Source organism: Nocardioides dubius (assembly GCF_039528155.1).
GTDB lineage: Bacteria > Actinomycetota > Actinomycetes > Propionibacteriales > Nocardioidaceae > Nocardioides > Nocardioides dubius.
The window spans coordinates 332,981-359,376 of the sequence record NZ_BAAALG010000002.1; the positions used below are offsets into that span (position 1 = coordinate 332,981).

General features: G+C 71.8%; 24 protein-coding genes. 10 read left to right on the forward strand and 14 right to left on the reverse strand.

Going from position 1 to position 26,396, the window contains the following annotated elements:
* Positions 1-182: 182 nt before the first annotated feature.
* The 6 genes from ABD151_RS03410 to ABD151_RS03435 all read left to right on the forward strand — a co-directional run bounded on the left by ABD151_RS03410 (position 183) and on the right by ABD151_RS03435 (position 4,684).
* Positions 183-1,136: an RDD family protein gene (locus ABD151_RS03410; RefSeq protein ID WP_343991346.1), complete on the forward strand. Its 954-nt coding sequence runs from the start codon at positions 183-185 to the stop codon at positions 1,134-1,136.
* Positions 1,137-1,194: 58 nt separating this feature from the next.
* The gene (locus ABD151_RS03415; RefSeq protein WP_343991348.1) at positions 1,195-1,428 is read left to right on the forward strand and encodes a hypothetical protein; all 234 of its coding nucleotides are present in this window, start codon (positions 1,195-1,197) and stop codon (positions 1,426-1,428) included.
* Complete coding sequence (locus ABD151_RS03420) at positions 1,425-1,838, forward strand: hypothetical protein (RefSeq protein WP_343991349.1); 414 nt, start codon at positions 1,425-1,427, stop codon at positions 1,836-1,838. Before ABD151_RS03415 ends, ABD151_RS03420 begins: the two co-directional genes overlap by 4 nt.
* Positions 1,839-1,942: 104 nt before the next feature.
* Positions 1,943-3,463 carry a succinyl-CoA:acetate CoA-transferase ScpC gene (gene scpC, locus ABD151_RS03425; protein ID WP_343991351.1) on the forward strand — a complete coding sequence of 507 codons (1,521 nt, stop codon included), beginning with the start codon at positions 1,943-1,945 and terminating at the stop codon, positions 3,461-3,463.
* A gap of 10 nt (positions 3,464-3,473) precedes the next feature.
* Positions 3,474-4,256, forward strand: coding sequence for a sulfurtransferase (locus ABD151_RS03430; RefSeq protein WP_343991353.1), 783 nt, complete (start codon positions 3,474-3,476; stop codon positions 4,254-4,256).
* A 20-nt stretch (positions 4,257-4,276) separates the two neighbouring features.
* Positions 4,277-4,684, forward strand: a complete 408-nt coding sequence (locus ABD151_RS03435; protein ID WP_343991355.1) for a S24/S26 family peptidase — start codon at positions 4,277-4,279, stop codon at positions 4,682-4,684.
* A 6-nt stretch (positions 4,685-4,690) separates the two neighbouring features.
* On the opposite strand, the gene ABD151_RS03440 is transcribed toward ABD151_RS03435, so the two are convergent.
* The 4 genes from ABD151_RS03440 to ABD151_RS03455 are packed head-to-tail and all read right to left on the reverse strand — an operon-like array spanning position 4,691 to position 7,866.
* Positions 4,691-5,179 (reverse strand): hypothetical protein, encoded by a 489-nt coding sequence (locus ABD151_RS03440; protein WP_343991357.1) that lies wholly within the window; start codon positions 5,177-5,179, stop codon positions 4,691-4,693.
* A gap of 40 nt (positions 5,180-5,219) precedes the next feature.
* On the reverse strand, positions 5,220-6,245 hold the full coding sequence (locus tag ABD151_RS03445) for an ABC transporter substrate-binding protein (protein WP_343991359.1): 1,026 nt from the start codon (positions 6,243-6,245) through the stop codon (positions 5,220-5,222).
* 41 nt (positions 6,246-6,286) lie between these two features.
* Positions 6,287-7,003 carry an ABC transporter ATP-binding protein gene (locus ABD151_RS03450; RefSeq protein ID WP_343991361.1) on the reverse strand — a complete coding sequence of 239 codons (717 nt, stop codon included), beginning with the start codon at positions 7,001-7,003 and terminating at the stop codon, positions 6,287-6,289.
* Positions 7,003-7,866, reverse strand: coding sequence for an ABC transporter permease (locus ABD151_RS03455; RefSeq protein WP_343991363.1), 864 nt, complete (start codon positions 7,864-7,866; stop codon positions 7,003-7,005). The genes ABD151_RS03450 and ABD151_RS03455 overlap by 1 nt, the downstream gene beginning before the upstream one ends.
* Positions 7,867-8,005: 139 nt before the next feature.
* On the opposite strand from ABD151_RS03455, the gene ABD151_RS03460 reads away from it, so the two are divergent.
* Complete coding sequence (locus tag ABD151_RS03460) at positions 8,006-8,914, forward strand: LysR family transcriptional regulator (RefSeq protein ID WP_343991365.1); 909 nt, start codon at positions 8,006-8,008, stop codon at positions 8,912-8,914.
* Here ABD151_RS03460 and ABD151_RS03465 read toward each other — a convergent pair.
* The 4 genes from ABD151_RS03465 to ABD151_RS03480 all read right to left on the reverse strand — a co-directional run bounded on the left by ABD151_RS03465 (position 8,911) and on the right by ABD151_RS03480 (position 15,220).
* The gene (locus ABD151_RS03465) at positions 8,911-12,369 is read right to left on the reverse strand and encodes an ATP-binding protein (RefSeq protein ID WP_343991367.1); all 3,459 of its coding nucleotides are present in this window, start codon (positions 12,367-12,369) and stop codon (positions 8,911-8,913) included. The genes ABD151_RS03460 and ABD151_RS03465 overlap by 4 nt on opposite strands.
* Positions 12,366-13,202, reverse strand: coding sequence for a DUF4194 domain-containing protein (locus tag ABD151_RS03470; protein WP_343991369.1), 837 nt, complete (start codon positions 13,200-13,202; stop codon positions 12,366-12,368). The genes ABD151_RS03465 and ABD151_RS03470 overlap by 4 nt, the downstream gene beginning before the upstream one ends.
* Positions 13,199-14,713 carry a DUF3375 domain-containing protein gene (locus ABD151_RS03475; protein ID WP_343991371.1) on the reverse strand — a complete coding sequence of 505 codons (1,515 nt, stop codon included), beginning with the start codon at positions 14,711-14,713 and terminating at the stop codon, positions 13,199-13,201. The genes ABD151_RS03470 and ABD151_RS03475 overlap by 4 nt, the downstream gene beginning before the upstream one ends.
* 105 nt (positions 14,714-14,818) lie before the next feature.
* On the reverse strand, positions 14,819-15,220 hold the full coding sequence (locus tag ABD151_RS03480; RefSeq protein ID WP_343991373.1) for a DUF5709 domain-containing protein: 402 nt from the start codon (positions 15,218-15,220) through the stop codon (positions 14,819-14,821).
* Positions 15,221-15,278: 58 nt separating this feature from the next.
* Between ABD151_RS03480 and ABD151_RS03485 the strand changes: the two genes are divergently transcribed.
* On the forward strand, positions 15,279-15,632 hold the full coding sequence (locus ABD151_RS03485) for a hypothetical protein (protein WP_343991375.1): 354 nt from the start codon (positions 15,279-15,281) through the stop codon (positions 15,630-15,632).
* Between the two features lie 27 nt (positions 15,633-15,659).
* Here the strand turns inward: ABD151_RS03485 and ABD151_RS03490 are convergent, their stop codons facing one another.
* From ABD151_RS03490 to ABD151_RS03510, 5 genes are all read right to left on the reverse strand, one after another.
* Positions 15,660-18,506 (reverse strand): ATP-binding protein, encoded by a 2,847-nt coding sequence (locus tag ABD151_RS03490; RefSeq protein ID WP_343991377.1) that lies wholly within the window; start codon positions 18,504-18,506, stop codon positions 15,660-15,662.
* Between the two features lie 120 nt (positions 18,507-18,626).
* Positions 18,627-19,097 carry a TspO/MBR family protein gene (locus ABD151_RS03495; RefSeq protein WP_343991379.1) on the reverse strand — a complete coding sequence of 157 codons (471 nt, stop codon included), beginning with the start codon at positions 19,095-19,097 and terminating at the stop codon, positions 18,627-18,629.
* Positions 19,098-19,125: 28 nt separating this feature from the next.
* Entirely contained in the window at positions 19,126-20,637 is a 1,512-nt protein-coding gene (locus ABD151_RS03500; protein WP_343991381.1) for a sulfatase family protein, read from the reverse strand.
* A gap of 67 nt (positions 20,638-20,704) precedes the next feature.
* Positions 20,705-22,258: a sulfatase family protein gene (locus ABD151_RS03505; RefSeq protein WP_343991383.1), complete on the reverse strand. Its 1,554-nt coding sequence runs from the start codon at positions 22,256-22,258 to the stop codon at positions 20,705-20,707.
* Positions 22,192-23,121 carry an amidohydrolase family protein gene (locus ABD151_RS03510; protein WP_343991385.1) on the reverse strand — a complete coding sequence of 310 codons (930 nt, stop codon included), beginning with the start codon at positions 23,119-23,121 and terminating at the stop codon, positions 22,192-22,194. Before ABD151_RS03510 ends, ABD151_RS03505 begins: the two co-directional genes overlap by 67 nt.
* A 25-nt stretch (positions 23,122-23,146) precedes the next feature.
* Here ABD151_RS03510 and ABD151_RS03515 point away from each other — a divergent pair, with 25 nt between their 5' ends.
* Positions 23,147-24,151, forward strand: a complete 1,005-nt coding sequence (locus tag ABD151_RS03515; RefSeq protein ID WP_343991387.1) for a 5'-3' exonuclease — start codon at positions 23,147-23,149, stop codon at positions 24,149-24,151.
* Positions 24,152-24,154: 3 nt separating this feature from the next.
* Here ABD151_RS03515 and ABD151_RS03520 read toward each other — a convergent pair whose 3' ends face one another.
* Positions 24,155-25,627, reverse strand: a complete 1,473-nt coding sequence (locus ABD151_RS03520) for an MDR family MFS transporter (RefSeq protein ID WP_343991389.1) — start codon at positions 25,625-25,627, stop codon at positions 24,155-24,157.
* Positions 25,628-25,744: 117 nt separating this feature from the next.
* Between ABD151_RS03520 and ABD151_RS03525 the strand changes: the two genes are divergently transcribed.
* Positions 25,745-26,371 (forward strand): TetR/AcrR family transcriptional regulator, encoded by a 627-nt coding sequence (locus ABD151_RS03525; protein ID WP_343991391.1) that lies wholly within the window; start codon positions 25,745-25,747, stop codon positions 26,369-26,371.
* Positions 26,372-26,396 lie beyond the last annotated feature (25 nt).

The window sequence follows — 26,396 nt, forward strand, 5'->3', positions numbered from 1 at the left end:
CGAGACGGGGCTACGCGGACGGCATAGCCACCGGCCACTCTAGGCTTTCTGCACTAAGTGCACATTTCACAGGTCCCGCACATCTAGACCAGATGCCTCAGGCCGCTGGCCTAGGGTGCGGTCATGACCACCGAGCCCCGCCGACGCGCTCCGCTCCCCATCGCCGACGCAGCAGGTGCCGCGTGAGCGCGCCCGAGCAGCGGCGCGAGTTCGGCCGGGTGGGACGCCTCGCTGACGCCGTGGCCAGCCGGGTCGCCGATGCCGTGCCGGCCGAGGCGATCCTCGATCACGTCGACATCGACGCGCTGCTGGACCGGGTCGACGTCAACCACCTGCTGGACCGGATCGACGTCGACCGGCTGCTCGACCGGATCGACGTGGACCGACTGATGGAGCGGGTCGACGTCAACGCCCTGCTGGCGGACGTCGACCTCAACGACCTCGTGCTGCGCGCGGGGATCCCGGCGATCGTCGCCGACACCACCGGGCAGCTGGCCGGCAGCGGCCTCGACACCGCCCGTAGGCAGCTGATCGGCGTCGACACCCTGCTCGGCCGGGTGGCCGACAGACTGCTGCGCCGCACCTCGCCGATCGGCCCCGCGGCCCTCGTCGCACGGGTGGAGGGACGGGAGCGGGACGGGCGCACGGTGGTCACCGGCCGCTACGCCGGCGCCTGCACCCGCGCCCTCGCGGCGTTGGCCGACGTCGGCATCACGCTGCTGGGCTACACCCTCGGCATCCGGCTGCTCTCGGTGATGGCCGACGTCTTCTTCGGGGGCTCGCTGCCCGACGCCGACGGCTGGTGGGCCGCAGCGGGCCTGGCCACCTGGACCTTCCTCTACCTGGTCTGCACGACCGCGATCAGCGGCCGCACCCCGGGGATGGCACTGGTCGGCCTCCGCATCGTGCATGCGGACGGTACGCCGTTGCGCCCGATGCCAGCCCTGGTCCGGGTCCTGCTGGCGCCGCTGAGCTCGCTGCTCCTCGGCTTGGGCTACCTGCTGGTCCTGGTGGACGCGCGGCACCGCACGGCGCACGACATGCTGACCCGCACCGTGCTGGTCTACGACTGGGGCCGCCGCGACGCCCAGATCCCGGCACCGCTGAGCGAGTTCCTGCGCCGCCACCAGGTCTGACGCTCCCAGGCGCCGCAAGCCTCGACCCACCGAGTCCTACTCGGAGAAGGATAGAGCCATGAGCGCTGAGGCACGCCGGGTCGAGAAGCACTCCATCACCATGCCCACCGAGACCTCGGAGGGCGTACGCAGCCGGGTCGGCAAGCGTGGGTTCTCCTCGTACGTGGCAGACGCGGTCGCCCGTCAGTTGGAGCGCGACGCTCTGCACGATGTCCTTGCCCAGATGGAGGCCAAGCATGGGCCGGTCGACGAGGACGACGTTGCGGCGATCATGGAGCGCATGAGCGGATGAACGTCCGCCCGCACGCGATCCTGCTCGACGCTGAAGGGCTCTCGGCCCTTGCTGCAGGCGAGCGTCGGATGCAAGCCTGGGCCGAAGTGGCGCTGCGAAGCAGTTCGATCCTGTACGCCTCGACGGCCACGTTGGCAGAGGTCGCCCGCGGCACGGCTGCGAATGCCAACCTGAGACGGACTGCGAAGGCGGTGCGCCTGGTGCAGGTGGACGAGTCCATCGGCTACCGGGCCGGTGCGCTGCGAGCCCGTGCCGCCTCCCGGCGCCGCAAGCCACGGGATCTGACGGTGAACGCCATCGTCGCCGCCACGGCGATCGATCTGCCGCGACCGACGATCGTGCTCACCTCGGACGCTCCCGACCTCGCGACGCTCCTGGCAGGACACGCGGTCCAGGTCGAGTCCATCTGAGGTCCGGAGGCAGCACGCCGCGTCGGTGAGCAAGCCCACAGCCGAAGCGCGCGCTCCCGGGGCCCATTGACGCTCCCGGCGCGCCCGGAGGTTCAATGGAAGGCATGTCTTCCAGGATCAGCTGCCCGACCCTGCGCACTCGGGTGATGCCGGCCGACGCTGCGGCGGCACTGATCGAGAACGGCGACAACGTGGGCATCAGCGGATTCACCGGCGCCGGCTACCCGAAGGCGGTGCCGACCGCCCTGCACGACCGGATGACCGCCGCCCACGAGCGTGGCGAGGAGTTCCGGATCGGGCTCTGGACCGGTGCCTCCACCGCCCCGGACGCCGACGGCGTGCTGGCACGGGCCCACGGCGTCGGGACCCGGCTCCCCTACAACTCCGACCCGACGATGCGCGCGCTGATCAACTCCGGCGAGGTCGACTACATCGACGCCCACCTGAGCCACTCCGCGCAGCACATGTGGTTCGGCTTCTACGGACGGCTCGACGTCGCCGTGGTGGAGGTGACCGCGATCCTTCCCGGCGGCCTCCTGGTGCCGAGCAGCTCGGTGGGCAACAACAAGACCTGGCTCGAGCAGGCCGACCGCGTGATCCTCGAGGTCAACCACTGGCAGCCGCGTGAGTTCGAGGGCTTCCACGACGTCTACTACGGCACCGCGCTGCCGCCGCACCGTCGTCCCCTGGAGCTCACCGAGCCCATGCAGCGGATCGGCGAGCCCTACCTGCGCGTCGACCCGGCCAAGGTGGTCGCCGTGGTGGAGACCGACCGGGCCGACCGCAACTCCCCCTTCTCGGCACCCGACGCCACCTCGGCCGCGATCGCCGAGCACGTGGTCGCCTTCCTGCGCGCCGAGGTCGCCGCAGGCCGGATGCCGGAGAACCTGCTGCCGCTGCAGTCCGGCGTGGGCAACGTCGCCAACGCGGTGCTGGCCGGGCTCGACGCCAGCGACTTCACCGACCTGGTCGCCTTCACCGAGGTGATCCAGGACGGCATGCTCGACCTGCTCGACTCCGGCACCCTGCGGGCCGCATCGGCGACCTCCTTCGGCCTCTCCGACGTCGGCGTGGCCCGATTCATGGAGAACATCTCGGCCTACAAGGGCCGGATCCTGTTGCGCAGCGAGGAGATCTCCAACCATCCCGAACTGGTCCGCCGGCTCGGCGTGATCGCGATGAACGGCCTGCTCGAGGCCGACATCTACGGCAACGTGAACTCCACGCACGTGATGGGCAGCGCGATCATGAACGGCATCGGCGGCAGCGGCGACTTCGCCCGCAACGCCTTCCTCAACTTCTTCCTCACCCCCTCGACGGCCAAGAACGGCGCGATCTCGGCGATCGTGCCGATGGTCAGCCACGTCGACCACACCGAGCACGATGTGCACGTGATCGTCACCGAGCACGGCCTGGCCGACCTGCGCGGGCTCTCCCCGCGCGCCCGCGCCGTCCGGATCATCGAGCAATGCGCCGATCCGCGCTTCCGCCCCGCGCTCCTCGACTACACCGAGCGCGCCTGGGCCCAGCGTCCCGACGCCCGGCACACCCCGCACCTGCTCGACGAGGCGCTCAGCTGGCACCAGCGCTACCTCGACACCGGCAGCATGGGCACGGATCACTAGACTCCTGGCCGTGGAATCCGTGCTCAACATCTCGGCCTACCTCTTCACGCCGATCGATGACCGCGAGGCGCTGCGCGCTCACCTGCGCGCGCTGACCGAGGCGGCAGGGCTCAAGGGCACCATCCTGCTGGCCCCCGAGGGGATCAACATGTTCCTCGCCGGGCAGGCCGGCCTGCTGCGCGGCTTCCTCGACGCCGTCCGCGCCGAGCCGGGCTTCGCCACGCTCGAGGCCAAGGAGAGCTGGTCGGACGAGCAGCCGTTCCGCAAGATGCTGATCAAGCTCAAGAACGAGATCATCCGGATGGACCACCCGACCATCCGGCCGGCCGCCGGGCGGGCCCCGGCCGTCAGCGCCACCGTGCTCCGTCGCTGGCTCGACCAGGGCCATGACGACGACGGTCGCGAGGTGGTCATGCTCGACACCCGCAACGCCTTCGAGGTCGACTACGGCACCTTCGCCGGCGCCATCGACTGGCGGATCGAGAGGTTCACCGAGTTCCCCGAGGCCGTACGGGCCAACCGGGACGAGCTCGAGGGACGCACCGTGGTGAGCTTCTGCACCGGCGGGATCCGCTGCGAGAAGGCGGCGATCTACATGCACGACCTCGGGCTGACCAACGTGCTCCAGCTCGAGGGCGGCATCCTCAAGTACTTCGAGGAGGTCGGCGGCATCCACTACGACGGCGACTGCTTCGTCTTCGACGGCCGCGAGTCCCTGCGCCCCGACCTCTCGGTGCAGGACGAGGAGCCCAGTCGGCGGCTCCCCCGCCGATCTGTGCTTGCACCCACCTGAGCACCCGCTAGAGTTCGAACATGCGTTCGGCACCCCGGGCCGCGCCCGACGACGTCGGCCTGCCCTTCGATCTCCCCCAGGAGCGCGCCCGTCCCGTCACGGGTCCGGCCACCGAGGCCGCCGTCCCCGGCCCGGAGCCGCTGGCCTGGTACCGGGTGGAGGGCAGCGAGTTCACCTCCCGCGGTTGGCCGGCCGGCACCGAGCTGCTGATCGACGTCAACCGCACGCCCCAACGAGGGGACGTGGTGCTGGCCCGGCACGGCGGCATGCTGCGGGCCGGCGAGCTCTCCCACGAGGTGGGTCGGCTCGCCGTGCGCAGCGACCACGGATCGATCTGGCTGGAGTCCGCGGCCCAGGTGGTCGGCGTGGTGCGGGTCGCCGAGCCGCCGCTGCACGGCATGCCGGTCAGTCCGGCACGCCGGCAGTGACCGGCGTCAGTGCCCGATCGGCAGCGCGTCGACGGCGGCGTCCTTCGCCGAGCCGATCTTGGCGGCGGTCCGGCGACCGGCACGACGCGCGCCGTTGAAGAAGCCCTGCAGGCTCAACGTGGCACCGGCGCCGACCAGCCAGACGTCCTTGGCGATCGGCACGCCGGCCTCGCTCGGCCGGATGCTGCCCGGCTGGCGCAGCCCGGGCACCCGCGCATAGAGGCCGAGCAGGCCCGCGCCGAAGCCGGCCAGGGCCAGGCCGGCCACCGCGGAGGGAACCTTGGGGGTGAGCAGTGCGCTGCCCACGGCGATCTCCGCGATCGCCACCTTCTTGGTGAACGAGGCGGGCTGCTGGCCGCTGAGGAACGGATAGGCGGTCGAGGCGAAGCCGTGCAGCTGTTCGGCCGTCGCGGCGTCGGCACCGAGCTTGGTGATCCCTGAGTTCAGGATGTAGGCGCCGGTGGCAACACGGAGCGGAGCATGAGTCAGGTTCATGTCCTCCACCCTAGCCACGCGGCCGAAGCCCGCCCGCCCGCTACTTGATCAGTCCCTGCTCGACGATCGAGGCGAAGTCGATCGCCTGCGGCAGCTCGCCGGCTTCGAGGAACGCGTCCGCCAGCGCCTGCTGCGCCGCGATCGTCTCCTCGGTCACCGGACCGAAGTCGGCGGCCTTCTTCTTCGCCACCGCTCGGGTCACCTCGGCGGGCAGACCGGACTCCGCCGCCCAGCCGTCACCCCAGGCGTCGCTGTTGTCGATCGCCCAGACCCAGGCCTCCTGCAGCAGGCCGACGAAGTGCTCGATGTGCTCGCGCTTGGTGGCGTCGTCGAGCGACTTCGCCGAGGCGATCTCGAACTGCACGCCCTGCTCGTCCGGGGCTCCGCCGGTGATCTCACGGGCGCCGCTCTGCTCGATCACCTGGGTGACGAACGGGTCCCACACCACCCAGGCGTCGACGTCGCCGGAGGTGAAGGCCGCGAGCCCGTCCGCGGGCGCGAGGTAGTTGGCCTTGACGTCGTCCAGGGTCAATCCGTTGCGAGTCAGCGCTCCGAGCAGCAGGCCATGGGCGGAGGTGCCCTTGCCGACGGCGATCTCCTTGCCCTTCAGGTCGGCGACGCTCTGGATGTCGGAGTCGGCGGGGACCAGGATCGAGTTCTCCTGGTTGTCGCGCTCCTGGACCTGGGCGACGACCTTGAAGTCGGCGCCTGCGGCCGCTCCGAAGATCGGCGGGGCGGAGCCCACCCAGGCGACGTCGATCTGGTCGGCGGCCGCGGCCTCCACGATCGGGGGGCCGGCGGTGAACTCGGCCCACTCGATCTCGTACGGCAGGTCCTCCAGGAGCCCGGCCTCCTGCAGCACCGCGCGCACGCCGTCCTTCTGAACGCCGACGCGCAGCACCGGCTTCCCACTCGAGTCGGCCTCCGAGCTGCAGGCGCTCAGCCCGGCGAGTGCCAGCGAGGCTGCGACCAGCGCGCCGAGGAGACGCCCGCGGGGGCGGCGGCCGCTGCCCGGGCCCGAACGCGGGGAGTCGGAGTGGTTGGCGTGCGATGCGGTGGTGGTCATCTGAGTCTTCCTGTGGGACGGGGTTGCGGACGGATGGTGCTTCATGCGGACACCGAGCTGTCCTGGTGCACGCCGAGCAGGCCCAGGAGGGCGACGCGACGGCGGACGATCTCCGGATGGTCGCGACGCCGGGGCCGCGGCAGCTCGAGACGCTCGTCATGGATGATCCGGCCCTGCTCCATGACCAGCACCCGGTCGGCGAGCAGGAGGGCCTCCTCGACGTCGTGGGTGACCATCAGGACCGCGGGCCGGTGCGCCTCGACGAGGCGCTGGACGAGCTCCTGGGCCGAGATCCGGGTCAGCGCGTCGAGCGCGCTGAACGGCTCGTCCAGCAGGAGCAGATCGGGCTCGCGTACCAGCGCCCGGGCAAGCGCGACGCGTTGCCGCTGACCGCCGGAGAGCTGACGCGGCCAGGCGTCGGTGCGATCGCCGAGGCCGACCTCGCCGAGCACCGTGCGCGCCCGCTCCGCCCGGTCACGCCCGCGCAGGCCGAGCAGCACGTTGTCGAGGACCCGGCGCCACGGGAAGAGCCGCGGGTCCTGGAAGACCACGGCCGGCTCCCTCCCGCCCTGCACCTGGCCCAGGGCCCCTGTGTCCAGGCCGGCCATGATCCGCAGCAGCGTGGACTTGCCACAACCGCTGCGTCCCAGCAGGGCGACGAACTCCCCGGTGCGGATCTCCAGGTCGACGCCGCGCAGGACGTGGTTGTCGGCGAAGGTGCGGTGCAGGTCGTGGACCGAGGCGACGACGTCACTCATCAGCGCACCCCCTCATCGCGCCAGCGGACCGCCCAGCGCTCCAGGCTGCGGACCACCGCGTCGGTGAGCAGCCCGAGGATCGCGTAGCAGAGCAGGGCGACGACGATGATGTCGGTGCGCAGGATGTCGCGGGCGTTGTTGATCAGGTAGCCCAGCCCGGCACCGGCGTTGACCTGCTCAGCCACCACGAGCGCGATCAGCGCCGAGCCGAGGGACTGGCGCAGTCCGACCAGGAAGCCGGGCAGCACCGCAGGAGCGTAGAGGTGGCGCAGCCGCTCCCACCAGGTCAGGCGCAGCGACGCTGCGACCTCGCGCAGGTCACGGTCGACGCCCTGCAGCGCCGCCACCAGGTTCAGGTAGAGCGGCACCAGCGCGAAGAGCGCGACCAGGTAGATCTTGGGCTCCTCCTTGATGCCGAACCAGATGATGAACAGCGGCACCAGACCGAAGAGCGGGAGCACGCGCAGCATCTGCACGAGCGGGTCGATCAGGGCGTCGCCGAGACGGCTGAGGCCGACGATCGTGCCCAGGAGCACCGCGATCGCGGCGCCGATCAGGAAGCCGAGGGTGGCGCGCCGGATGGAGACCTGAAGCGCCTCCTGGAGCTGCTGGGTCTCCCAGAGGTAGGTCGCGGTGTCCCACAGCTCGCGCGGCGAGGGGAGAGTCTCCGCCGAGAGCAGGCCGAGGGTCGAGGCGAGTTGCCAGGCGCCGAGCACGAAGACCGGGCTCAGCCAGCGCAGCACGCGCAGCGCGTGGTCACCGGACCGGCTCCGCTGCCCGGCGCGATCCGGGCTCGGCGCTTCGGCGCCGGAGCTCACGAGCGGGCTCGTCGGGGACGCAGGGGTCAGCAGATCCGCCGTCATGGAGTCGCCCTCCTTCCAATAGTTGAATGTCTAGTGAACTACTATTACTAAGCGTTCTGCAAGGTGAAGCCGTTCAGATCCACGACGGCTCTCACGACGGCGCAATCGCGTTTCCCTATCACCGAGAGGCAGGTCACAGATGCGGATCCAGCAGCTGGAGTACATCGAGGCGATCACCCGGTTCGGCTCCTTGCGGCGCGCCAGCGAGCACCTGCACATCTCCCAGCCCGCCCTGTCGGAGTCGATCAGCAGGCTGGAGCGTGAGCTGGGTGTCGCCCTGCTCGACCGGCATCGCACCGGAGCCCGGATCAGCCGTCGCGGGCGCGAGCTGCTGACCCACATGAACGACGCCACCGAGGCGGTGCGCCGGCTGCGCGCGGCCGCGAGCGAGGAGTTCGTGGCGACCCGCAACGTGCACATCGGCACGGTCCAGGCAGCCAACGCGACCCTGCTCACCCCGGCGCTGCGCGCCTACCGCGCCCGGTTCCCGGAGGTGAACGTCGAGATCCGCAACATGCAGCAGACCGAGATCTTCCACGAGCTCAGCGTGGGTGCGCTGGACCTCGGCCTGGTCAACGTGCTGGAGGGCGACGACCCGCCCAGCGACATCGACCGGATCGACCTGATCCACGGCGAGCCGGTGGCGGTGCTCCCCCACGACCATCCGCTGGCGGAGCACCCCAGGCTCTCGCCGGCGCAGGTCGGCTCCGCGCCCTTCATCGCCATGCGGCCCGGCTACCTGATGCACCGCTTCGCGCACCGTTGGTTCGACGGCCGGCTGCCGCGCAGCGTCTACACCGCGGACGGTGCCGAGCTCGGCACCTCACTCGTGGCCGAGGGCCTGGGCCTGACCCTGTTGCCGGACTTCACCGTCGTCGGGCACCCGTTGGCACGGGCGGGAGCGATCACCTACCGCCCGCTGGACGGCGATCCGCCCACGGTCACCCTGATCGCCTGCCAGCGCCAGGGCGTGCGTCCGCCCGAGCCGGTGCGCGACCTGATCTCGGCCCTGCTGCGCAAGGCCCGGGACTACACCGGCGCGAGCTAGGCCGAGGCCCGGATCGGGGTGATCCAGGACTGGTGCGTGGTCGCGTTCTTGGTGATCGCGAGCAGCTCGTCCATGTGCGGCTCCAGACCGGTCACCTTGTCCAGCGGGACGCCGATGATCAGCTGGAACCCGAGGCCCTTCCAAGCCTGCACCGCGCGGCCGGCGAACTCGGAGTCCGCCTTCACGAAGCCCTCGTCGAGGAAGACCGGTGCGAACCGGGGTCGCGAGCGCATCTCGTCTCCGAGCCGGAAGCGCAGCGCCGAGCCGACGATGAAGGCGACCAGCTCCTGGCTCTCGCCACCGCTCTTCTCGCCGAGCGTGCGGTAGGTGGCGCGGACCTCGCCGGAGGTGCTGTCGTAGCGCTCCGCGCTGATCTCGACGTGGCGGCGCACATCGAGCAGCCGGTCCCGCTCCGAGGTGCCCTCGGTGCTCTGCGAGGGCCGGCGCAGCTGGTCCATGAACTTGCCGAGGTCCTTGAAGCGACGCTCCAGGCCGGCCTCGTCCAGGTCTCTCGGGGTCTCCGCGGAGAGCACCCGCAGCTCGCGCATGAAGACCTGCACGTGCGCCGGCGCGAGCCGGCGCAGCCGGATCCGCAGCCGGTCGCCCTCGGCGCCGAACTCGATCCGGCGCAGGATGTTGTTGATCGGCTCGAGCCTGTCCTCGATCTCCTCCACCGAGGAGGCCATCGCGCCGACCAGCGGCACCAGGTCCTGTCCGCTCCACTCGGTCAGCCGCCGGCGCCACTCGGAGCGGCGCTGCGCCAGACCGGTGCCGCGGATCTCGTCGAGGATCCGGGCGAAGTCGGGGAACGAGTCGGCGCTCGAGCCGAGGTTCGGCGAGTCCCACTGCATCTTGTACAGCCGGAAGATGCCGGCCAGCTCCTCGTCGACCCGGCGGATCTCCTGCCCCGCCTCGTCGACGGCGCTGTGCAGCCGCTGGGCGAGCCGCTGGGAGTTCTCGCTGAACCGCTCCAGCTCGTCGGGGTCGCCGGGCGCCACAGCGGCGGCGAACTCGGCGGCCAGCGCCAGGCTCTGCTCGTCGGTGATCGCCAGACGGCCGTCGCGGGAGACCGTCTCGAGCCGGTCCTTGACCAGGTCCTCGGCGTCGACGAGCTCACCGTGCGCGGCGTTCAGCTCGCGCTGCCGCGCCTCCAGGCCGTAGTGCTGCTTGCGGGTCTCGTCCAGACGGGTGGTCAGCTCGACGATCTGCGCCTCCAGCACCCCGAGCGCGTCGTCGGCGGTCAGGATCTCGTCGCGGCGCTGCTCCAGCTCGGCGATGCGGCGATCGCTGCCGGCCACGTCGAGGTCGTCGAAGCGGACCAGGGCCACGGCGTCGTAGGCGGTGCGGCGCTGGACCAGCACCCGCTCCTGGCGCTCCAGCTCGGCGACCTCGGCGTCGAGCTTCTCCAGCTCGCGCTCGATGGTGTCGAGCTCGGCCTCGGTCTCCGCGATCGCCTCCTCGTTGGAGAAGCCGATGATGTTGCGGGCGTCGTTGCGTCCGTGGGTGCCGCGGCTGCCGAGCCGGGTCTGTCCGGCCAGGGTCACCCGGAAGCCCTCGCCGGCCAGCGAGGCGGCGTCCTCCACGCAGAGCGCGTTGCGCTGCGGGTCGCGCACCAGCGTCTGCACCCAGCCGGAGAACGGCGACTCCTTGTAGACCAGCTTGCCGGCCACGTGGTCGGCGTCCTCGGGCTCCTCGTCGGGGAGGTCGAGGGTGGCCCCCTCGAAGGTCAGCCGGCCACGCAGGCGCAGTCCGTCGATCGCTGCGGAGAAGTCGTCGAGGCGCTCATGCGGCACCAGCATCAGCCGTGCGGCGCCGCCGAGCACCGTCTCGATCGCGTTGCGCCAGCGGCCCTGTGCCGGGTGGACGTCGATCAGCTCGGCCACGAACGGCAGCTCGTCGACGCTGAGGCCGCTGGCCTTGGCGACCTCGTCGCGCATCTCGTGCATCCGCGCCGGCACCCGGCCGGCCCGGCTCTCCAGCGAGACGCGCTCGCGCGCCACCTCCGCCTGGCGCTCCTTGACCGGGTAGAGCCGGTCGCGCACCGAGTCGCGGGCCTCCTTGAGTCGCTGCTGCTCGGCGGGCAGGTCCGCCAGCCAGCGCTTCGCCTCCTGCTGCAGGGTCGCGAAGTCGCCGGCGGAGTCGAACGCCGCCTCCAGCATCGACTCCTGGCCCTCGCTCACCTCCAGCAACGGCAGCATCCGCTCCGAGACGTCGGCGCGCCGCGCAGCGCGCTCGCCACGCAGCACCCGCTCGCTCTCCAGTGAGCCGCCCAGCGCCTCCAGGGTGGCGCCACCCGCGGCGCGGTGCGCCTCCTTGGCGGCCTCCAGGTCGCCGCCCAACGAGCGCTCGGCGGCGATGCAGGCGTTGAGCTCGTCGCTGGTCCGGCCACGGTCGCGGCGGTTCTCGGCCAGCGCCGTCTCCAGCAGCCGCAGGTGGGTGCGGTAGAGCCACAGCCGCAGCGGCGTCTCACCCTGCAGGGTGACGCCGAAGGCGTCCAGCTCCGCGCGCCGGTGGCGGGCGGAGACCTTGCGCTCGTGCAGCTCGGTGATCGGCTCCAGGAGCTCGAGCTTGCGCTCCTCGGTGCGCATCGCCGAGTAGGCGGCGTCCAGGTCGTCGAAGTGCTCCACCGCGCGGTCGGCCGCGGCATAGGTGGCCGGCCGCTCGAGGACCATCTCCTTGTAGAGCTCGTCGACGCTGCGCACCTGGTTGCCGGCCTGGATCCGGGCCAGCAGCCGCAGCGCCTTGGCGCCGTCGCTGTTCGCGCCGATGCCGAGCCGGGCGTGCAGGACGGCGGCGAACTCGGCATAGGTGCGGTGCACCCGCAGGCCCGGGAAGAGCTTCTTGAGGGCGTTGGCATGGAAGCGCTCCGGCACGCAGAGCTCGACCTGCTCCAGCGCGAGCGGGGCGTCCAGCGTCGCCAACTGCATCAGCACCTCGCTGGAGCGGGTGGCGCGCCGCGGCACGTAGTAGGTGCGCAGCGCGGTGAACTGCCCGCCCTGGTCGTTGACGAAGGTCATCGCGACCGCGCCCCAGGTGTCGCTGCCCTTGCCGCGCAGCAGCTTCTCCACCGGACGCCCGGTGCGCGGGTCGTCCACCACGTCGACGGCGCCGCGCAGATAGGAGAGCAGGTTGCGCTGACCGGCGCTGCGGGCGCGACCCGCCACCGCGTCGTTGGAGGCGCCGTTGAACTTGGTGTCCGAGGGCATCATCAGGGCGGTGTAGGCGTCCAGCACGGTGCTCTTGCCGGCACCCGAGGAGCCGGAGATCATCGTCGCGTCGCCGCCGAGCGGCACCCGGGTCAGGCCGCTGAAGCCGCCCCAGTTGACCACCTGCAACAGGGTCGCCCGCCACTGCATGGTGTCGTCGCTGGGGTTGGCCACCACCTCGCGGTCGAAGAGGCCCTCGCCGCTGTTCTCCGCGGAGAGCTCGGTGGGCTCGACGTCGATGCTGCTCATGCCTGGTCCTCGTCCTCGTTCACGGCCTGGGCGGCGCCGTCGTCATCCCACTCCTCGCCGAAGAGGTCGCGGGTGCGCAGCTGGGTGGGCACCGGCGCGGTGTTGGCGCGGTGCAGCGTGGCCAGCAGCTCCTTCAGCAGCTCGAGCGGGAGCAGGGGCTCCACGGCCTCGCTGATCTCGTAGCGCTCGTCGGCCGCGGTGGCGATCAGCAGCCCGGCCTTGGCCACCGCCAGCACCGCGTTGCGCGCCCGCTTGGCATCGCCGGCGACGTCGGTGGCGTGCGCCGGGCGGAAGCTCTCGATGTAGTCGAGGATGTCGTCGCGGTCGACGAACACCTTGCTCTCTCCCCCGGCCTGTCCGGCACGGAGCCGGTCACGCAGGTGGATCAGCACCAGCGTCTCCTCGCGCGACCAGGCGGTGTCGTGGAGCAGGGTCGGGAACCGGCTGGCGGTCTCGGAGACGGCCTGTCGCTTCCAGGCGACCTCGCGGTCGCGGTCGATCTGCAGCTCGAGGAAGAGGTCGTTGAGCCGGGAGCGGAGCAGCCGCTCGTGCTCGCTGAGCACGCGCCACTCGCGGGGGTGCGTGCGGGCGCTGATGAAGCGCTGCTTGAGCAGGGTGACCAGCACCTGCCGCTCGGCGAAGGCGAGCTCGCCCTCATCACCCTCGAAGAGCGAGACCGAGGCGAGGTCGGAGCCGACCAGGTCGTCGTCGAGGACCGCGGAGTCGTCGTCGGCCCGCTCGTCCGCCTCGTGCTCGCTGGCCCGCTCCTCGATCGCCTCCGGCTCGACGGCGTCCTCGGCTGCACCGTGCTGCGCGATGTGGTCGTCGATCATGCGGGAGACTCGCTCTTCGTCGGGGTGTCGGTGACGCCGAGATCGGCGTCGGGCAGGGCCACCGTGGGCACGTTGAAGACCCGCCGGGTGCCATCGGTGCGCAGCGCGGCGTACTGCTCGAACACGGCGCCGTCCTCGGCGCTGAGGCCATGCTCGGCGGCCAGGTGCAACAGGCCGAAGATCTCCACCGGGCGGCGCAGCACCGGCGCCAGCTCGTCGAAGATCCGGCCCAGGGTGTCGGCCGGGCGCTGACCGCTCAGCGCGGCGTCGAAGTGCCGGCGCAGCTGGGTCAGCTGCGGACCGCCCTGGGCCATCAGCGCGGTCAGCGACACCTCGGGGGCGTCGTCGTCGGAGGGTCGGTGCAGCGGCTCGGGCAGGATGTCGTCGGCCGGGTCGTAGAAGCGCTCGCGCAGGTGGTCGATCGCGGTGCGAGCCGGCAGCAACGGCACGTCGTGGGTGGCGCGGGGGCCGGTGCCGGCCAGCCAGGTCATCAGCTCGGACTCCACGCCCCGCAGGGTCTGCTCCAGCTCGCGGTCACGCGCCGCGTCGTGGGAGATGATGTACTCCTTGAGCGTCGCCGTGACCCGCGAGCGCTGGGTGAGCACCCGGTCCAGACCCTCGCGGACCAGCTTCACCGTGCCGCGCAGCTCGGTGCGCTCGGCGTCGGCGAGGATCGCGTCCGACAGCGGGTGCTCGAGCAGATCGCCGAGGTCCTCGCGCAGCTGGGTGACCAGGCCGTCGTCGCGGAGCAGGGCGAAGGCACCCTCGAAGGCGCGCCCCTCCTGGGTGGCGGTCATCAGCGCGTCGGCACGTGCCAGGTAGTCGTCGATCACCTCGCCCGCCGGGCGGTCCTCGCCCCGGAAGGCGGCCAGGATCTCGCCGCGGATCTGCGCGAACCGCTCCTCGACCCGGGCGAAGTCGCTCGGCAGCGCGGAGATCAGCGAGAGCAGCTCGGTGAACCCCTCGGCCATGTAGTCCTCGGTGGCGCTGACCAGGTCGGCGCCGTCCACCAGCCGGTCGCGCTCGGCCGTCATCCGGGCGATCTCCTCGTTGAGGATGGTGACCCGGGCACTGCGGTCGGGGTGCGCCTCGGAGTTGAACCGGCGCACGGTGCCGAGGATGGTGGTGATCCGGTGCTCGCTCAGGGTGGCGCGGTCACGGGCCAGGTTCTTGACCAGCTCCAGGGCCTGCTGGGCGTGCGAGGTGAGCGAGTAGACCTCGCGACCCCGCTCGTCCAGCGCCCGCACCAGCCACTGCCCGCGCATCCAGCGCTGGCAGACCTCGCGACCCGACCCGCCGGGCAGGTCGACCTCGCCGGCCTGGCGCATCGAGGCGAAGTGGTCCTCCACCTGGGTGTGCAGCCGCGCGGTCGGGATCGGCTTGTTGTCGCGCCCGAACGCAGCCCGGAAGACGGTGATCACCACCGGCGCCTGCCGCTGGTGCAACAGGGTCAGCGTCGGTTGGTCGAAGGCGCTCGTCACGCGCGCCAACTCCCCCGCGATGTCACTCATCGTTCCGCGCCTTCCTCGCGCCCTACTGGCCAGTCGTCCCCGTCAGAGAGGCCAGCATTCCAGAGCGGAGGGCCAGACGCCGAACCCGGTCTCCGAGTTGTGGATTCAGTCGTCCTCGATGACGTGGACGGCGGCCTCCTCAGCGGAGGCGCCCGCCCCGTCGATGCCGACGTCGGTGCCCAGCAGCTCGGCGTCGACGTCCTCGCCGAGGCCGCCGTCCGGGCTCACCAGGCGCCCGGCGCGGGGCCCGCCCACCTCGCCGCCGACGGGGCCGTCCACGATGGCCTCCTCGTCGAGATCGGCCAGCTCCTCGTCGGTGGCCCAGACCTCGGGCTCCTCCTGGGCGATCCGCTCCTCGAGCGTCTCGCCCTCGAGCTCACCGCGAGCGGTGACGCTCTTGTCGTTGACGCCGTGCGGCCGGTCCGGGGGCGAGTAGCCCTCGTCGAGGGCGTCGTCGACGCCGCGGTCGAGCAGGGTGTCCTCCGGTTGCAGCTGATCTCCACTCATGCCACTTCACGCTAGCGCGCTGTCCGCCGATTCCAAGGCGTGGCGCACAATCGACTCTGTGAACGACGACCTCCCCACCGATCTGACCCCCGAGGCACTGCTGGTGCTGGCCGACCACCAGGACGAGGACGGCAGCCTGTGGCGGGCGATCACCATCGAGGACGACGCGTTCGTGCTCTCCGGCCACGACGTCGGTCCCGGAGTGGAGCGGGTGCTGGGTTGTCGGGAGTACGAGTTCGAGCGCCGGCTCACCGCCGAGGAGACCGCGCGGCTGCGCGCCCTGCTCGGGGTCGCGGGCGCCCAGCCGCTGCTGGACGCCGTCGCCGCTCGCTTCGACGCGGTCGAGGAGCTGGAGGCCTACCTGGCCGAGCACGAGATCGAGGGGATCTTCTGGAGCCAGCTCGGCGAGTAGCTCGGCGCGCCCCACCAGGCAGCCGGACTAGTCCCCTGCCCCCGCTCGCAACGCCGCGGCCAGCTGGTCGCGCCGGGTCACGCCCAGCTTGCGGTAGCCCCGTGACAGGTGCGCCTCCACGGTCTTCGGCGAGACCACCAGCTGTTGCGCGATCTCCCGGTTGCTGAGCCCGCGCGCCGCGAGCCGGCAGACCCGGGACTCGCTGGCGGTCAGCGCCGCCTGGCCGTTGACCGCCATCCGCCGTGGCCGGCTGCCCGCAGCCGCCAGCTCGGCGTTGGCCTGGCGGACCAGGGCGGCGGCACCGCAGGCGTCCGCCTCGGCACGGCCGAGCAGCAGCCAGGTACTGGCCTCGCGGCGCTGACCGGCTCGCCGCAGCGCGGCGCCGAGCTCGATCCGGGAGACCTGCAGCTCCAGCACCGCCTCGGTGCGCTCCAGCGCGGCGACCGATGCCCGGAGCGTGGCGATCTCGTCGTCGGCACCGGCGTCGCCCAGCCGGGCGGCCCAACGCAGCGCGATGCCCCGTTGCAACGGGTCGGTGCGCGCCTCGGCCTGCGCCAGGTCCTCGTCCAGGAGCCGGCGCGCCTGATCCCGCTCGCCCCGCTGCCAGTGCGCCGCGATCATCGGCACCCGCCAGGCACACCACGGCGGATTGTCAAGCGCGATCAGCGCCTGCCGCTCGCGACAGTCGGCCAAGGCGCGCAGCGCGCCCTCGGCGTCGCCCAGGGCGAGCAGCACGAGCCCGCGGGCACGGAGCAGGTTGATGCTGCCGTTGAAGGAGGCCTCGCTGACCGGCACCTCGACCGGCACCAGCGCCACCGCCTCGGCATTGCGGCCCTGGGCGAGCAGTGCCTCGGCGAGCGCCGAGGTGGCGATCGCAGCGGCGATCTCGCCGCCGCCGTGCTCGCGCACCAACGCGATGCAGGCGCCGAAGTCGGACTCGGCCCGGGCCAGCTCGCCCGACCAGAGCGCGGCGAACCCGCGCACGAAGCAGATCGCCACCTTGCCGAGGATCGATCCCGAGCGATCCACCTCAGGATCCCAACGCCGACAGGACTCCACCACGTCTGCGTAGCGGCCCGCTGCTGCCAGCTGGAGCCGGACCAGGGTCCACTCGTGCGCCTCGGGGTGCAGGTCGTGGGCGCCGTCGCCGATCGCCTGCAGCGCCGCGGTGACCACCTCGGCGACCGGGCGGCTGCTGGCGTTGCCGATCGCGGCCCGGTGGCTCAGCAGCAAGCGCTCACCGGTGGTGGTGCCGCGCAGGCCGGCCCGGGCGGCGACCAGCTCCCGGGCGCGGATCACCTGGTCCGGGAGCTGGAGCGCCGCCGAGACCAGGCCCGCCTCCACCACCAGCGCCAGGTCCGCGGTCGGGTCGAGATCGCGCAGCGCCGCCTCCAGCACCTTGACCGACTCGGCGTAGGCGCCCGCGAAGTTGTAGGCCATCGCCAGGGCGAGCGCGGCCTGCGCCCGCTCGGCAGGCTGGGGAAGCGTCTCCGCGGCGGCCGCCAGATCGCCGACGCAGGCCGGGTCGCCGGCCCGCATCTCGGCAAGGCCGAGCCGGTACTGGACCTCGGGACGCTGCTCGGCGGACGGCGGCTCGGCGAGGGCACGCGCGAGCAGCGTGGTCGCCTCGCGCGGCGCCCCGCTCTCCAGCGCGGCGGCTGCGGCGCGGAGCAGGGTCTGCACGGCCTCGCCGTCCCCGATGCCCTCGACGTGCAGCAGCTGACCCGCTGCGCGGTGCAGTCCCTCCGGCTCGCGCACCAGCACCTGCGCGGCTCGGCGCCGCAGGGCCGCAAGCGCGCCGGGCGCGATCGTCTCCCCGACGGCGGTGCTCAGCAGCGCGTGGCGGAAGCGCAGCCGGGCGCCGGCATCGAGCAGCCCGGCCTCGCGCAGCCGGTCCGCGGCACGCTCCACCTCGGCCGTGGTGAGGTCCGCGACGTCGGCAACCAGGCGCACCGAGGCACCGCCCAGGACGGCGACACCGTGGGCGAGCGCCTGCTCGGCCGCCCCGAGCGCCACCAGGCGATGGACGACGACGTCAACCACCCGGCGCGGCACCAGCTCCCGGACCGCAGCCGGCTCCAGTGCGCCCCGGTCGTCGCGTGCCAGCAGGCGCGCCAGCTCGACGACCAGGAACGGATTCCCGTCGGTCACCTCGACGCTGGCCGCGACCACCTCCGGCGAGACCTCCTGACCGAGCCGCTCGCCGAGCACCCGGGCCACCGCCTCCGGGCTCAGCAGGGCAGGCCGCACCTGCGGCAGCCGAGGATCGGCGAGCAGCGCGGCGAGCTCGGCACCGCGGCCGCTCGCCGCCACCTCGCGGCCGGCCAGCAGGATGCCGAGCGGGCGTCGCGTCGTTTGCTCGAGGAGCCGCAGCAGGAAGCCGAGCGACGGCGCGTCGGCCCACTGCAGGTCGTCGACCACGACCAGGGTCGGCCCGGCCAGCAGCGCCTCGGCCAACACCAGCAGGCTCCGGGTCATCTGCCCCGGGTCACTCGGGGCGATGGCGTCCGGGCCCGCGTCCTGCTCGCTCACCAGGGCCAGCGCCCAGCGCCCCGGCCCTTCGGCGAGACGCCGGCGCTCCTCGTCGGCCAGGGCGGCGACCGGCCCGCCGAGCAGGTCACGGACGACGGCGAACGGCGCCGTCGCCTCCAGCTCACGGGCACTCGCCTGCCACAGCGCGACGTCCTCGGTTGCCCGCGCGCTCGCCGCCGCGAGCAGGGTCGACTTGCCGATCCCCGGAGGCCCGAGCACACAGACGCCCGCACCGGCTCCGGCACGGACCCCGTCCACCAGGCGCTCCAGCAGGAGCAGGTCATCGCGACGCTCCCAGAGCGGGGTCGACTCCCCGCCGCCGGCTTGTTGGGACTCGCTCACGGAACCACACTGCCAGAGCACGGCGCCCACGCGCGGCGGAACGCTGCAGCGACCTGCCCGAGCCGACCGTGGCGCCGTTGTGCGACGAGTTCCGCTTCGACCGGATCGGCACGAGCCGGCTCAGCGGTTGCGACGCCAGATCGCCCCGTTGAGCACCGTCGCGAAGCCGGTCCACGCGGCGTACGGCACGAGGAACGCGCCGGCCCGGCGGTCGGCCTTGGCGGCGGTGCGCGCCAGGTCGGCGGTACTCGCCGCGAGCGCGCCGGCCACCAGCACCGAGCCGCCCACCTGGCGGCCTCGGAAGAAGCTCCAACACCAGCCGGCGTTGAGCGCCATGTTCAGCGCGAGCTTGCGGCGGTACTCTCTGCGACCGGCCTCGTCCAGGTGGGCCTGCGCCATGCCCGAGCCCACCGCCGACTGGGCGTAGAGGACGCTCCACGCGATCGGGAAGGCCAGCGCCGGAGGTTGGAAGGGCGGCTTCTCCAACTCCTGGTACCACCGGCTCTTCGTGCCGGAGGCCGTCGCCACGGAGCCGAGTGCGGCTGCGGCGATGGGGAGGCCGACGCTGCTGATCACGCTCTTCTTGTCCATGGCTCGACGCTAGCCGAGCGTGCCACCGTCACCGCTGGCACGCGGTGCCGGCGCAGGCCCGGTACTGGCGTGCCAGCGCTCGCAACCAGGCGCGTTGTGGCGCGTGCGCGGTGCTACGGGCCAGGTTGTCCAGCTGGTAGCGGTCCCTACGCAGGTCGTAGATCTCCTCCACGCCCGAGGGGCTGACCGCGTACGACCAGCGGTTCCCGACCCGGACTCCGGAGTAGAGCCGCTTGGTGCTCCTGGCCGTGATCGGGTAGGCCGCGATCGGCACCACCCGCTCGTCGACCGACTGGCCACCGATCTCCCGGCCACCGGCCAGCAGCGGCCTCAGGTCGAGCCCGTCGACCTGGCGGGTGGGCGTGGCGCCGGCAGCTGCGGCGAAGGTGACCGGCAGGTCGGCGTGGCTGACCACGCCGTCCACGGTGAGGCCCTTCGCCACCCCGGGGCCGCGGATCACCAAGGGCACCTGCACGGCCTCCTGGTAGAACCAGAGCTTGCCGTTCAGGTTGTGCTGCCCGACCAGGAACCCGTTGTCGGAGGTGAAGGCGATCAGGGTCTCCTCCAGCTGCCCGCTCCGGCGTAGGGCGCGGACATGCGAGCCGACCGCCTCGTCGACGGCGCGCAGCGACTCGATCCGCTGCTGGTAGCTCTCCCGCAGTGCGACGCGGGCTCGCTTGGCCCACGGGCGCTTGGTCGCGTTCACGAAGCTGCGTCCCGGCGTCTTGAAGAGCGAGGGCACCTTGGGCAGCCGGACATGGTCGAACCGGTCACGGTGCCGGGGCGCCACTGCCGGGGTGGCGATCTGGTGTCCCTTGATCCGGTGCCGCGGATCGTCCGGCTCGCGCGGACCGCCCTTGTGCGGCGCCACGTAGTTCACCCAGAGGTAGAAGGGGTCCGCGTCGCGGCCCTCCCGCCTGATCGCCTGGTTCGCCAGTCGGGCGAAGCTGTCGGTGCTGTAGCGCGCGTCCCGCACGATGCGGCCGTCGCGGTTGGTGACGGTGCGGGCGTAGTTGTAGGTGAAGGGGTCGACGCTGCCGCGCCACCCGGTCCACCCCGGCGGCACGTAGCGCTTCGGCGTCGCCCTGCCGTAGCCGTTGAGGTACTTGCCGACGAAGTAGGTGTCGTAGCCGGCCCGCCGGAGCCAGACCGGGAGGGTGTCCCGGTCATCGAGGCTGGTCACGCCGCCGTGACGCCCGCGGATCCCGAGGGCGCCGTGGTTGTGGGCGTACTGGCCGGTGAGCAAGGTGGCGCGGGCCGGCACGCAGAGCGGCGTCGGCGCGAGCGCATTGGTGGCCTGCACGCCGTGGCGGCCGATCAGCCGCCGCACCTGCGGCATCCAGCGCAGGTCACTGGCGGCGGCGTCGTCGACGGTGATCAGCAGGATGTTCGGCCGGGTGGGCCCCGCCGCCGCCAAGCTCTGCGGCGCCGAGGTCGGCGCCGTTGCGGCCAGGGTCGGATTGACGACGCCGCTCACCGCGCAGACCGCGAGCGCGAGGGCTGCGGTGGCGTGCTTCGGACGACGGGTCAGCGAGATCATGGCCAAACATTAGTATTTCGACCCATTCACTTCACTTTGGCTCGCCGAGTGAGACGACGACTCGCCGCTACGGCACGTAGGCCTCACGCGGGCAGTCCTGGCCCATGCAGTTGCGGTACTGGTCGGTGAGGACGCGGGCCTGCGCGAGCACGTCGGCGGCGGCAGCGTCGCCGACCAGGTTCCGCACCTGGTACGGGTCCCGGATCAGGTCGTAGAGCTCCTCGCGGCCGGCCGGGTTGACCACATAGGTCCACTCGTCCCCGATCCGCACCCCCGAGTAGAGCCGGCGCGTGCTGGTGGCATTGGTCGGATAGGCCTCGATCGGCACCACCCGGCGCACCCGCGAGCGCGACCGCAGCCACGGCATCACGTCGACGCCATCGGTGGAGGCTGCCGGCTGCACGCCGGCCGCCGCAGCGAAGGTGACCGGGAGGTCGACATGGCTGACCGCGGTACTGGTCAGGTCGCCCTTCGGCAGCCCCGGCCCGCGCAGCACCATCGGCACCGTCACGCCCTCGTTGTAGAACCAGGTCTTGCCCTGCAGGTTGTGCTGCCCGAGGAAGTAGCCGTTGTCGGAGGTGAAGACGATCAGCGTGTTGTCGAGCTTGCCCGACTGCCGGAGCACCCGCACGTGCCTGCCCACCGCCTCGTCCACCGCCTGTAACGCCTCCAGCCGCTGCTGGTACGACTCGCGCAGCTCGCGGCGGCCCCGCTTGCTCCAACTGTCCTGCGTGGCCCGCACGAACGAGTCGCGCGGCGCCCGGAACGACGACGGCCCGGACGGCAGCGTCAACCGCCGGAACATGTTGCGGTGCCGCTTGGCCGGCGACGGCGTGCGCAGCGCGGTCTTGGAGCGAGGCCTCCAGCGGACCGGGTCGTCGGCGTCGTGCGGTCCCCCGTTGTGCGGGGCCACGTAGTTCACCCAGAGGTAGAACGGCGCCGACCGGTTCCCGGCCCGGGTGAGCAGGGTGTCGGTCTGCCGGGCGAAGCTGTCCGTGCTGTAGGTCCGGTCACGCACCACGCGCCCGTTGCGGTTGGTGATGGTGCGCTTGTAGTTGTAGGTGTACGGGTCCAGGCTGCCGTGCCAGGTCGACCAGCCCGGCGGCACATAGCGCTTGTCCCGCTTGCCGTAGTTGTTCAGGTACTTGCCGACGAAGTAGGTGTCGTAGCCGGCGGCCCGCAGCCAGACCGGCAGCGTGTCGTCGTCATCCAGGGCCTGGAAGCCGCCCTTGCTGCCGTTCACGCCGAGCACGCCGTGGTTGTGCGCGTACTGCCCGGTGACCAGCGAGGCCCGGGCCGGGGCACACAGTGGGGTGGGCGCCACGCCGTTGGTGACGGTCACCCCCTGGTCGCCGATCAGCCTGCGCACCTGCGGCATGAAGCGCAGATCGCTGGCCGCGGCGTCGTCGACGGTGATCAGCAGGATGTTCGGTCGCGGCGCACTGCGATCGATCGTCTGCACCACCTCCGGCACCCGGGCCGGACGGTCCGAGGAGAACGAGACCGGGCCGACGCCACACCCGGCGACCGCCGCCAGGCTGAGCGCCGCCGCCGCTACTCGGGCGCGCTTGCCGACCCGAAGAGAGCGTGCGCGTTCTGGCGCAGCACCCCACGCAACCATTCATCCCCCAACTCAAGAGCGCGGACCGCTTCCACTGCTTCGAGGAAAGGGTAGGGGATGTTGGGGAAGTCGCTGCCGAAGAGGACCCGGTCAGCGAGTTGGAGCAGCCGGGAGCGCTCGGCGACCGGGAACGGCGACTCCTGCTCGGTGAACCGGGTGAAGGCCATCGTGGTGTCCAGATGCACGCCTGGATAGCGCTCAGCGAGGTCCAGGAAGCGTCCGTAGTCGGGCAGCCCCATGTGCGCGATGATCAGCACCAGGCCCGGGAATCGGGCCAGCAACCGGTCCATACCAGCAGGCCCGGTGAAGGTGCCCGGAGCCGGTCCGTGGCCGGAGTGGATCACCACCGGCACCCGGCGCTCCTGGAGCAGCTCCCAGACCGGGTCCAGCAGCGGGTCGTTGGGGTCGTAGTCGCCGACCTGCACGTGCGCCTTGAAGACCTGGGCACCGGCGTCGATCGCCTCGCGCACGTAGTCGACCGCGCCGGGCTCGGGGTAGAAGGTGGCCGAGGAGAGGCAGTCCGGCGTCTCGGCCGCGAAGTCGCGGGCCCAGCCGTTGAGCCAGGCCGCCATGCCGGGCTTGTGCGGGTAGACCAGCGAAGTGAACCGCTCGACGCCGAAGCTCCGCAGCGTCGCCAGCCGCTCCTGCTCGCCGGTGCGGTAGGCGATCGGCCACGGGCGACCGGTCAACGGCCCGGCCTGGTCGAAGTAGGCCCAGACCTTGTCCATCACCTGACGCGGCATGAAGTGGGTGTGCACGTCGATCATCCCGGGAAGCCCGAGCTCGTCGAGCAGCGCGCGCACCTGCGCGGCCTCGTCGCTGGGCAGCCGGACCCGATCAGCCGTGGGAGTGACCTCGCTCATGCCATTAGCATGGCCGACGAGCATCATGACCTCCTTCGACACCCCCTCCCGAGCGCGCAGGCTCCTGCTGGCCGTGGACGCGCCGTCCCTGCTGCACCGCAACCATCACGCCCGCGCGCACACCGACCATCGCGACCGCTCGCACCGTCCCGCCTGGGCCCTGCACGGCATGCTGCGCCAGATCCTGGAGTCGATCGACGCCTTCGCCCCGGACGCGGTGATCTTCGGGCTCGACGACCGGACGACGTCGGTGCGCGAGGGGCTCTATCCCGACTACAAGGCCGGACGTCCCGCCAAGGACCCGCTCCTCGTCGAGCAGCTGGACCGGGCCGGCGCGATGCTCGACGCCCTCGGGCTGGCCACCCTCACCCCGCCGGGGCTGGAGGCCGACGATGTGAACGCCTCGGCCGCGACCTGGGCCGGTGCCAACGGCTGGGACTGCGTGATCATCACCTCCGACCGCGACTCCTTCGCCCACATCAGCGAGCACACCCAGGTGCTGCGGCTGATCAACGGCGGGATCAGCGCCTCTCCCCTGCTGAACCCGAAGCGGCTGCGGGTGATGTACGGGGTGTCGGCCGGCAACTACCTGGCCTACGCCGCGCTGCGCGGCGACTCCAGCGACAACCTGCCGGGCGTGGTGGGGATCGGCGAGAAGACGGCGGCAATCCTGCTCGACGCGATGGGCTCGATGCAGGAGGTCTGGGCCGACATCGACCACGCGGGCGGCGAGAACCTGGTCGCCGCGGTCGACTCCTACTGCGCCGAGACCGAGCAACGCCGGATCGGCGCGATGCTGCGCAGACGACTCAGCGAGCCGGGTGCGCGCGAGCGCTACGAGTTCAACGTCGCGATCATGTCGGGACGCGACGACCTCGACCTCGGCCTCACCCCCGAGGTGCCCGGCAGCCCGGGCCTGCTCCCGCTCGAGATCGAGCGGGTGGCGCGCGTGGTCGGCCATCTCAACTTCGCCGCGACGACCGACCTCGCGCTCCGGGTGCTCACCGAGCCCCCGGCCTCCGCAGGCTGAGGCTCAGACCTCCACCGGGCGCGGCTTGCGCACGAAGAGGGCGATCACCACGGCGATCGCGGAGATGCAGGCGCCCCAGACGAAGGCCGTGTGCACGCCGTCCGCGAAGGCGATCACCGGGTCGGTCTCGCCTGACTCGAGGGAGGCGGTGGTGCCGCGGGTCATCAGGGTGATGAAGAGCGCGGTGCCTGCGGCGCCCGCGACCTGCTGGGCGGTCGAGATGATCGCCGAGCCGTGCGAGTACAGGTGCGGCGGGAGCGAGCCGAGGGCTGAGGTCATCAGCGGGGTGAAGGTGAAGGCCAGGCCGATGTGCAGGATCACGTGGTACAGGACGATCTCGCCCTGGCCGGTGCCGGCGTCCAGTCCGGTCATCAGGAAGAGGGCGACCGCGGCGAGCAGCGCGCCCGGAGCGACCAGCGGCCTTGGGCCGACCTTGTCGAAGAGCATCCCGACGACCGGCGCGAGCAGACCCATCACCAGACCACCGGGCAGCATCAGCAGACCGGTCTCCAAGGTGGTGAGGTCGAGGACGTCCTGCAGGTAGAGCGGGAGCAGGATCAGGGTGCCGAAGAGCGCCATCATGCTGGCACAGACCAGCAGCACGGCCAGCGCGAAGGAGCCCGACGAGAAGGCCCGCAGGTCGAGCAGTGCCTCGCCCTTGAGTCGCAGCTGACGCCAGACGAAGACGGCGAGCGCGACCGCACCGATCACGATCGGGAGCCACGGGCTGACCATCGGGTCGTGGGCCCCGGCGGACTCGCCGATCAGCGAGAGGCCCCAGATCAGGCCGCCGAAGGCCAGCACGGAGAGCAGCACCGAGAACGGGTCGAGGTGAGCGGGACGCGGCTCACTGACGTTGCGCACCCACAGCGAGCCCAGGGTCAGCGAGAGCACGGCGATCGGCAGCACCAGCCAGAACATCCAGCGCCAGGAGAGCTGGTCGAGGATGACGCCGGAGATGGTCGGACCCACCGCGGGCGCGACCGAGATGACGATCGAGACGACGCCCATCATCTGACCGCGCTTGGCGGCCGGCACGATCGTCATGATCGTGGTCATCAGCAGCGGCATCATCAACGCGGTGCCCACGGCCTGCACGACGCGGGCCAGGACCAGCACGCCGAAGACCGGCGCCAGCGCGGCGAGCAGCGTGCCGAGGGTGAAGGCCGACATCGCGATGATGAAGATCGTGCGCAGCGAGAGCCGCGCCATCAGCCACCCGGTCGTGGGGATCACCACGGCCATGGTGAGCAGGAAGCCGGTGGTCAGCCACTGGCCGGCACTCGCCGAGACGCCGAACTCGTCCATCAGCGGGCGCAGGGCGACGCCCATCACGGTCTCGTTGAGGATCACCACGAAGGCGGAGCCGACGAGCAGGGCGATCAGGCGGGCGGCACCCGGCGGCAGGTGAGTCGCCGCAGCGTGGTCGGGGCTGGGCGCGACGGGGACGTCGGCGTCCGGCGCGATCGAGGTCATGAAGGGCGTACTCCTGGGCAGGTCACGAGAAGGGGACGCGCTATTCTGTCACTGACTGACAACTCGGCATAAGCCGACAACCAGTGGTCCTCGCCACACTTCCCCCAGGAGCAGCACATGTCGGAGACCGGCACCACCCCCGCGCCGTCCCTGCGCGAGCGACGCCGGCACCAGACCGAGTCCGACATCTGCCACGTCGCCCTGGAGCTCTTCGAGCAGCACGGCGTCGCCGCCACCACGGTCGAGCAGATCGCCGAGGCCGCCGGGGTCTCGGCACGCACCGTCTTCCGCTACTTCCCGCACAAGGAGGACGCCGCGCTGGTCCCCCACCGCGACATCGAGGCGACGGTCACCAGCCGGCTCGCCGGCCTCGACGGCGGCGCCCCGCTGCTCCCCCAGCTCGAGCAGATGTGGGAGGAGATCCTGACCGGCTTCGACAACGGCACCAGTGAGGCCGGGCACCAGATGCTCCGGGTCTGGAGCCTGATCTGTCGCGAGCCCACCCTGCTCGCCGCCTCGCTGCGCGCCGAGGCGCAGCGGATGGAGCACGCGGTCACCGCGGTCCGCCAGGCGCTCGGTGCCGACGCCGACGACTTGCGGCCGCGGCTCGCCGCAGAGAGCCTGGCCACCCTGGGCCGGGTCACCATCGAGACCTGGGCCGCCAAGCGCGATGCCGGGCAGGAGGCCGACCTGCTGGAAACCTTCCAGCAGGCACGGGACGCGATGCACCGGCTGACCCGGTGACCGGACCAGGCCCACGTAGGCTCGC